The following is a 6,111-nucleotide window of genomic DNA, read 5'->3' on the forward strand; positions in this document are numbered from 1 at the left end:
CATGAACATACAGATTTTCGGAACAAAAAAGTGCAATGACACCAAGAAAGCTGAGCGATTCTTTAAGGAGCGCGGCATAAAATTCCAATTCATCGACATGAAAGAAAAGGGCATGAGCAAGGGCGAGCTGACCTCTGTCGCAAGTGCCAACGGCGGGATCATGAACATGATAGATCCGGATGCCAAGGATAAAGACACTGTGGCTCTCATTCAGTACATCGCCGACGAGGACAAGCTCGAGAAGCTTCTTGAAAACCAGCAGGTGATAAAGACCCCGGTGGTGAGAAACGGCAGGCAGTCGACACTTGGCTATCAGCCGGAAGTTTGGAAGAAGTGGGAGTGAGTATGAGCGAGATTGAAAGACTTAAAACAATTGTGGAAAAGCTTCGCAGCGAGGACGGCTGTCCCTGGGACATGGCGCAGACCCATGTGTCCCTAAAGCCCGGATGCATCGAGGAGGCAGCGGAGGTCATCGGCGGCATTAACATTCTTGAGAAGACCGGCGATCCGGACAATCTGAAAGAGGAGCTGGGAGATCTTTTACTGCAGATCATGTTCCATGCTGTGATGGCGGAGGAGGAAGGTCTTTTCACATTTGATGACGTTGCGAAGGCCATTTCTGACAAGATGGTCCGCAGGCACCCACATGTGTTCGGGGACATGAAGTTTGCTTCGGAAAAAGAGCTTCATGACGCCTGGGCGGAGATCAAGCGCAAGGAGAAAGAAGGCAAAGAGTGGCAGGCTGACTACCTCCCGGAAGCGTTTAATGAGGCAAAAGAGCTGATAGAGAAAGCCAAGGAAAGAAAAGGATTTTAGAGTATGTATTCAAAAATTTATTTGTGTCTTTCGGAAAAAGAAGATGAGGTTCTTACAAGGCAGCTGTCGATGCTGAGCGAGAGGCATCATGCAGAAGTTGAAAGAGTGGATGCTGAGAAGGCTGCGCAGGTCATCGAAGGTGGTGAGGGCGACGTGCTCTTTATCAGTGATGATAAGGCTTTGCTTGCAAAGGCAGTGGAGAAGGGAATTGCGACCAACGACCCTGCCTCGATGAAAGAGTCTTATGAGAAGGCCATGGAAATGCTGAAGGCAATAGGTGGAAGGAGATAGCTTATGGACCTTAGTTTGTTTAAGTGGACAAGAGAGCCGGCAGAGTGGGAAGCGGCTGATGGCAAGGTCCGGATCACTACGATGCCTCATACGGATCTTTGGCAGCGCACTTACTATCATTTCAGGAATGACAATGCGCCGGTGTTCCAGATGGAGACTGAGGAGAAGTTCTTCAGCTTTGTGGTGAAGACTTCCTTTGAGGAGAGTCATCACAGGTTTGATCAGTGCGGAGTTGTCATGTATCTGGACAGCGAGAACTGGGTGAAGGGTTCCATTGAGTTTGAGAATGACGACTTCCAGCATTTGGGAAGCGTTGTGACCAACCACGGCTACTCGGACTGGGCGACAACCGAGATCCCGGCTGACGTCAAGCAGATGTGGTACAGGCTCAGCAGAAGGGAAGATGATTACTGCATCGAGTGCTCGGAAGACGGCGCAAGATGGAAGCAGATGAGGGTTTGCCACGTGATTGAAGGGGCAGGCAAGATCAGCTTTGGTATCTATGCATGTTCGCCTGAAGACAGCTCTTTTACTGCAGAATTCACTGACATGGAGATGACAGAATGCAAGTGGCTGGCTCACGACGGGCAGCAGCCTGACTGATAGATTGGGGGAGGAATTTGAAATGCAGGGGAAATATCCGGTAATAACACTGTGCGGAAGCACTCGCTTTAAGGATCAGTTCATGGAGATGCAAAAGAAACTGACCCTGGAAGGCAACATCGTGATAAGCGTAGGTCTGTTCGGGCATTCCGGCGATTCGGAAGTTTGGGAGAACATGGACGAGGGGACACTGACCAAGACAAAAGAGATGCTGGACGACATACACAAGCGCAAGATCGACATGTCAGATGAGATCTTTGTCATCAATGTCGGCGGCTATATCGGCGACAGCACTAGGTCCGAGATAGACTATGCACTGGCCCATGGCAAGAAGGTCAGATATCTCGAGGAGTTATCCTGAGGAGATATCCCGAGGAGCTTTGAGTGTGACAGAAATGTGATAGAACTATTGCTAATATTGTTTTTGATGAGAAAACTACTGAGTATTATGAAAGGGGAAACAATATGACAGCAATGGTTATGGGAATGAAAGAGCTTATTGCTAAGGCAAAGCAGGAAAAAAAGAAAAAAGACAAGTAATTTTAATCCCCCAAGGCATGGCGCTTTGGGGGATTTTTCTTTGTTAAGGTGCTAAAATATATAAGTATAGTACATGACTTGGGGACATGATAATGGGAAAAGACGTTGACAATAACGTAGAGTACTACAACAAAAACGCCGACAGCTTTTTTACCGGATCGGTGAATGCTGATATGGCGGAGGACAGGGAGGCGTTCCTGGCGTATGTTCAAGGCGGCGGTAAGATACTTGATGCCGGCTGCGGAAGCGGGAGAGACAGCAAGGCGTTTCTGGATGCGGGGTATGACGTTGTCGCTTTCGATGCGTCGAGGGAGATGCGGATCAGGGCGTCTGAGTACATTGGCAGGGAGGTGCTGGACCTTCGCTTTGAGGAAATCTCTTTTGAAAAAGAGTTTGATGGAATATGGGCGAGCGCTTCGCTCCTTCATGTGCCGGTGGAGGAGTTGCCGGAAGTTATGGGCAGGATGCGAAAGGCGCTGAAACCCGGTGGCGCAATGTATGCGTCCTTCAAGTATGGAGAGGGAACGAAGGTGAGGGGCGAGAGGCTGTTTAGTGATTTTAATGAGAAGAGCGTGGTTCCGCTTTTTGAGAATGCGGGATTTGAAATAGTGAGTAACACGGTCGGACCGGACTCGAGGCCCGGAAGAGAGACGGAGTACTGGGTCAGCGTGATCGGTGTGTCGCGGTAATAAGTTGTTCTGCGAGAGCATGGATTCAATATAAATGGAGGGGTAACATGAGCAGATTAAAAGAACTGAGAGAATACGTGGACAAGAAGATAAACAAGATTGATGACGTCGATAAGCGCACCGGCGCGATCGCGCACTTGTATGGTGTGTCTCTGGCGGCGCAGATACTGGCCCAAAAGCGTGGCCTTGATCCGGAGCTGGCTGCCATGGCGGGAATGCTCCATGATCTTCATGCTTACAAGAGCGGATCATACGATGATCACGCGCATCTGGGGGCTGAGCTGGCGAGGAAGGTGCTGGATAAACTGGGACTGACAACTCCTGATGAGACCGAGATCATCTGCTCGGCCATCTATCATCATGATGACAAGGCAGCAGTAGATGGTCCGATGGATGAGCTTTTAAAGGATGCTGATGTCATCGACCATTGTTTCAAAGATTCATTCAAACCTGTTAAGGAAAAAGAGCAGAAAAGATATGATGCTCTGTGCAAGGAGCTTGGGCTCTGATGTATAATTAAGCCGTAGCACTTTTTTATCAGGAGAGGTGCTGCGGCGTTGTTTTAGGGAGGACCCTCCGGACCTGTGTCCGAAGGGCAGTGTGTTATGAAAGTTTATGAAAAGTGTGGGGGTACAAGAAGTTTTGCTCTTCTTGATGGTTTTATAATACATGGCCAACTTAAAACGAACCTTAAAATGATGTGAATAAAATGTGACGGGGATAATGATGAAAGTTTTGAATGTGATAAAGGGGATTGTTTTGGGGTTTGTCAGAAAAGTGAACAAGACTTTTTGGGATTCGTTGTTTGTTATTGCAGCAAATGTATGGATTGCAACTTTTTCGCTGCGTGTGGCTTCATTAAACGAGGAGCAGATGTCAATCATGCCTATAACCATTCTTATAGGAATAATAATACTTCTGCTTACGTGTGTGGTTGATATTATTCTTGACCCAAATCGAATGGAAAATCCTTATAAGAAAGGAGAGTGGCCACCTTTTTTGGAACCGCATTTTAAGAATGCGAGATCTGTGGTTGGGGTTTTGCTATGCACGCTTATCTTTTTGGTGCTGCTCATCGTTCCGCTTTTAGTCTCCAAAGTATATAACTATATAATAGTTTTATATTTAGTTGCATTGATATTAGCGGCGGTTGGAGTAGTATTGTATAACAATGATCTTATAAATAGGTTATTTAAGATCTTTTTGCTCAACTTCGGATGCCCGTTATTTGCATTCTATATTTGTGTCCAGTATGTTGTCTCTTTTCCATCTGTACTCAAAGGTGGTAAGTACCAAGATGCATTTGCTGGATTCGCTTTTTCTTTTGCAAATCTACTTATAAATTCTCTTTATATTTTGGCGATTATTCTGATTGTTTATCTGAGTCTGACAATCGTAGGATGGCTAAAGTTTGGAGAGGCTTTAAGCAAAATAAGATCAGAACATAAGAAGGAGGAAAAATCATGCCATTCATCTCAACAAAAACTAACGTAACAGTATCAAAGGAAAAGGAAACACAGCTCAAGGAGCGCCTTGGACAGGCTATCTCAATCCTTCCGGGAAAGAGCGAGAGCTGGCTCATGGTTGCGATTGAAGGTGACGTACCTATGTACTTCAGGGGCGATGATTCTCAGCCCATCGCATTCGTAGATGTTAAGACTTTTGGAGGAGCGCCAAGGAATGCTTATGATAAGATGACAACTGAACTCACCGGAATCTACGGAGATATTCTTGGTGTTGCGCCTGATCACATGTATATCCGCTACTTCGGTTCAGACGACTGGGGCTGGAACGGGTCTAACTTCTAAAATGAGCCCTAGGGACGGAGTCAGTGGCTCATTTTTGAGCCCTGGGGACGGAGTCAGTGGCTCATTTTTGAGCCCTGGGGACGGAGTCAAGGGCTCATTTTGGATGAACCATGAGGAGAGAGGTATAAGAGATGAACATCGCAGTATATTGTGGCTCCAGCAGTGGGAATAATCCTGAGTTTATGGAAACTGCCGGGGCTTTTGGAAAGTGGATAGGGGAGAATGGCCACACGCTTGTTTATGGTGGTGCCAGCAAAGGGCTCATGGGAGCTGTATCCAACGCGGCCATTGAAGCCGGAGGCAAGGTTATCGGAGTCATTCCGGAAGTTGCCATGATTCAGGCAAGGAAACATACTGGCTTGACGGAGCTCATAGAGACAAAGACTATGGCAGAGCGCAAGAACAAGATGATCGAACTCTCAGATGCCTTTGTTGCGCTGCCCGGAGGGATCGGAACTCTTGATGAGATTACGGAAGTGATGTCTTTATCAAGCCTTGGCATAATTAAGGCACCGATAGTCTTCTACAATACTGATGGATACTACGAGCCTTTCAGAGCGGTTATTGATAATATTCTTAATGCAGAGTTCGGGAGAAAAGAGCTCTTTTCCGACGTGCTCATATCCGGCGATTTGCAGGAAATATCAGGATTTTTGTGTGGTGAAAAGAAATGATTGAAAGAGAGTGGACAAGAAAGCACGATGAACTTGTGGCAGCCATAGAGCAGCTGGGCTTTCCGGGAGAGCTTGGAGATCAAATCGCAAGGCAGCTTGGAAGCCCCAAGGCCATGGACCGAATGATGGCTTATCTGTACAACGTCAAGCCCAGAACAGCGGAGCTCGTTGTGGATGAGATGCTCGCCATCTGCAGCGACGTGGATGCCTGGCACAACAAGAAAGCCGCCGAGGAAGCCAACGCCAAGTACAACGAGATGCTGTATTACGGTCTTGGTACAGAAGACGAAGAGTAAAAAATGAGCCCCTGACTCCGTCCCTAGGGATCAAAAATGAGCCCCGGGGACGGAGTCAATGTCATTAAGTTAAGATGACACTATAAAGATCTCTACATCTGAAAATGATGTAGGGGTCTTTTTTTCTAAAAACAGTTGACATGTAAGCATAAAAGTGCGGCCGCTTTCGCTACAGATTTATTTTTAGAGGTAGCGAAAGCGGCCCTTGAAATTAGAGGCAAAAGTCTAAATTCAAGGAGGTGCACGTGAAATCAAAACAAGTTAGAGATATTTTACTAAAGGAGATACACAGCGTTTGCAAGTCCATCGATCAGTTCTGTGTTTCTCCGGGAAAGGATTTTGTTAGGAGCAGAAAAATACCAATTGAAAAACTTATACTAGCAATCATAGGTAT

The 6,111-nt window shown here is 46.7% G+C and carries 11 protein-coding genes; all 11 read left to right on the top strand.

The genetic code is table 11. The annotated features are described in order from the left end of the window. Position 1: 1 nt before the first annotated feature. Positions 2 to 343, top strand: a complete 342-nt coding sequence (locus G589_RS0116165; protein ID WP_026522863.1) for an arsenate reductase family protein — start codon at positions 2 to 4, stop codon at positions 341 to 343. Between the two features lie 2 nt (positions 344 to 345). Continuing rightward, a complete protein-coding gene (locus tag G589_RS0116170) occupies positions 346 to 816 on the top strand; it encodes a MazG nucleotide pyrophosphohydrolase domain-containing protein (protein ID WP_026522864.1) in 471 nt (156 codons plus the stop codon). A gap of 3 nt (positions 817 to 819) precedes the next feature. Then, positions 820 to 1,107: a hypothetical protein gene (locus G589_RS0116175; RefSeq protein WP_026522865.1), complete on the top strand. Its 288-nt coding sequence runs from the start codon at positions 820 to 822 to the stop codon at positions 1,105 to 1,107. A gap of 3 nt (positions 1,108 to 1,110) precedes the next feature. Further along, a complete protein-coding gene (locus tag G589_RS0116180) occupies positions 1,111 to 1,710 on the top strand; it encodes a DUF1349 domain-containing protein (protein WP_026522866.1) in 600 nt (199 codons plus the stop codon). Between the two features lie 22 nt (positions 1,711 to 1,732). Further along, positions 1,733 to 2,071, top strand: a complete 339-nt coding sequence (locus G589_RS0116185) for a hypothetical protein (protein WP_026519909.1) — start codon at positions 1,733 to 1,735, stop codon at positions 2,069 to 2,071. A gap of 271 nt (positions 2,072 to 2,342) precedes the next feature. Further along, positions 2,343 to 2,939, top strand: a complete 597-nt coding sequence (locus G589_RS0116190) for a class I SAM-dependent methyltransferase (protein WP_035776413.1) — start codon at positions 2,343 to 2,345, stop codon at positions 2,937 to 2,939. A 47-nt stretch (positions 2,940 to 2,986) separates the two neighbouring features. Then, entirely contained in the window at positions 2,987 to 3,448 is a 462-nt protein-coding gene (locus G589_RS0116195; protein WP_026522868.1) for an HD domain-containing protein, read from the top strand. A 214-nt stretch (positions 3,449 to 3,662) separates the two neighbouring features. Then, on the top strand, positions 3,663 to 4,433 hold the full coding sequence (locus G589_RS0116205) for a hypothetical protein (RefSeq protein ID WP_155832568.1): 771 nt from the start codon (positions 3,663 to 3,665) through the stop codon (positions 4,431 to 4,433). Then, on the top strand, positions 4,403 to 4,747 hold the full coding sequence (locus G589_RS0116210) for a phenylpyruvate tautomerase MIF-related protein (protein WP_026522870.1): 345 nt from the start codon (positions 4,403 to 4,405) through the stop codon (positions 4,745 to 4,747). The genes G589_RS0116205 and G589_RS0116210 overlap by 31 nt, the downstream gene beginning before the upstream one ends. Before the next feature lie 131 nt (positions 4,748 to 4,878). Continuing rightward, positions 4,879 to 5,421, top strand: coding sequence for a TIGR00730 family Rossman fold protein (locus G589_RS0116215; RefSeq protein WP_026522871.1), 543 nt, complete (start codon positions 4,879 to 4,881; stop codon positions 5,419 to 5,421). Then, on the top strand, positions 5,418 to 5,717 hold the full coding sequence (locus G589_RS0116220) for a hypothetical protein (RefSeq protein ID WP_026522872.1): 300 nt from the start codon (positions 5,418 to 5,420) through the stop codon (positions 5,715 to 5,717). The genes G589_RS0116215 and G589_RS0116220 overlap by 4 nt, the downstream gene beginning before the upstream one ends. Positions 5,718 to 6,111: the final 394 nt, after the last annotated feature.

Origin of the sequence: Butyrivibrio sp. VCB2001, from assembly GCF_000423965.1 — a bacterium.
Classification (GTDB): Bacteria; Bacillota; Clostridia; order Lachnospirales; family Lachnospiraceae; genus Butyrivibrio.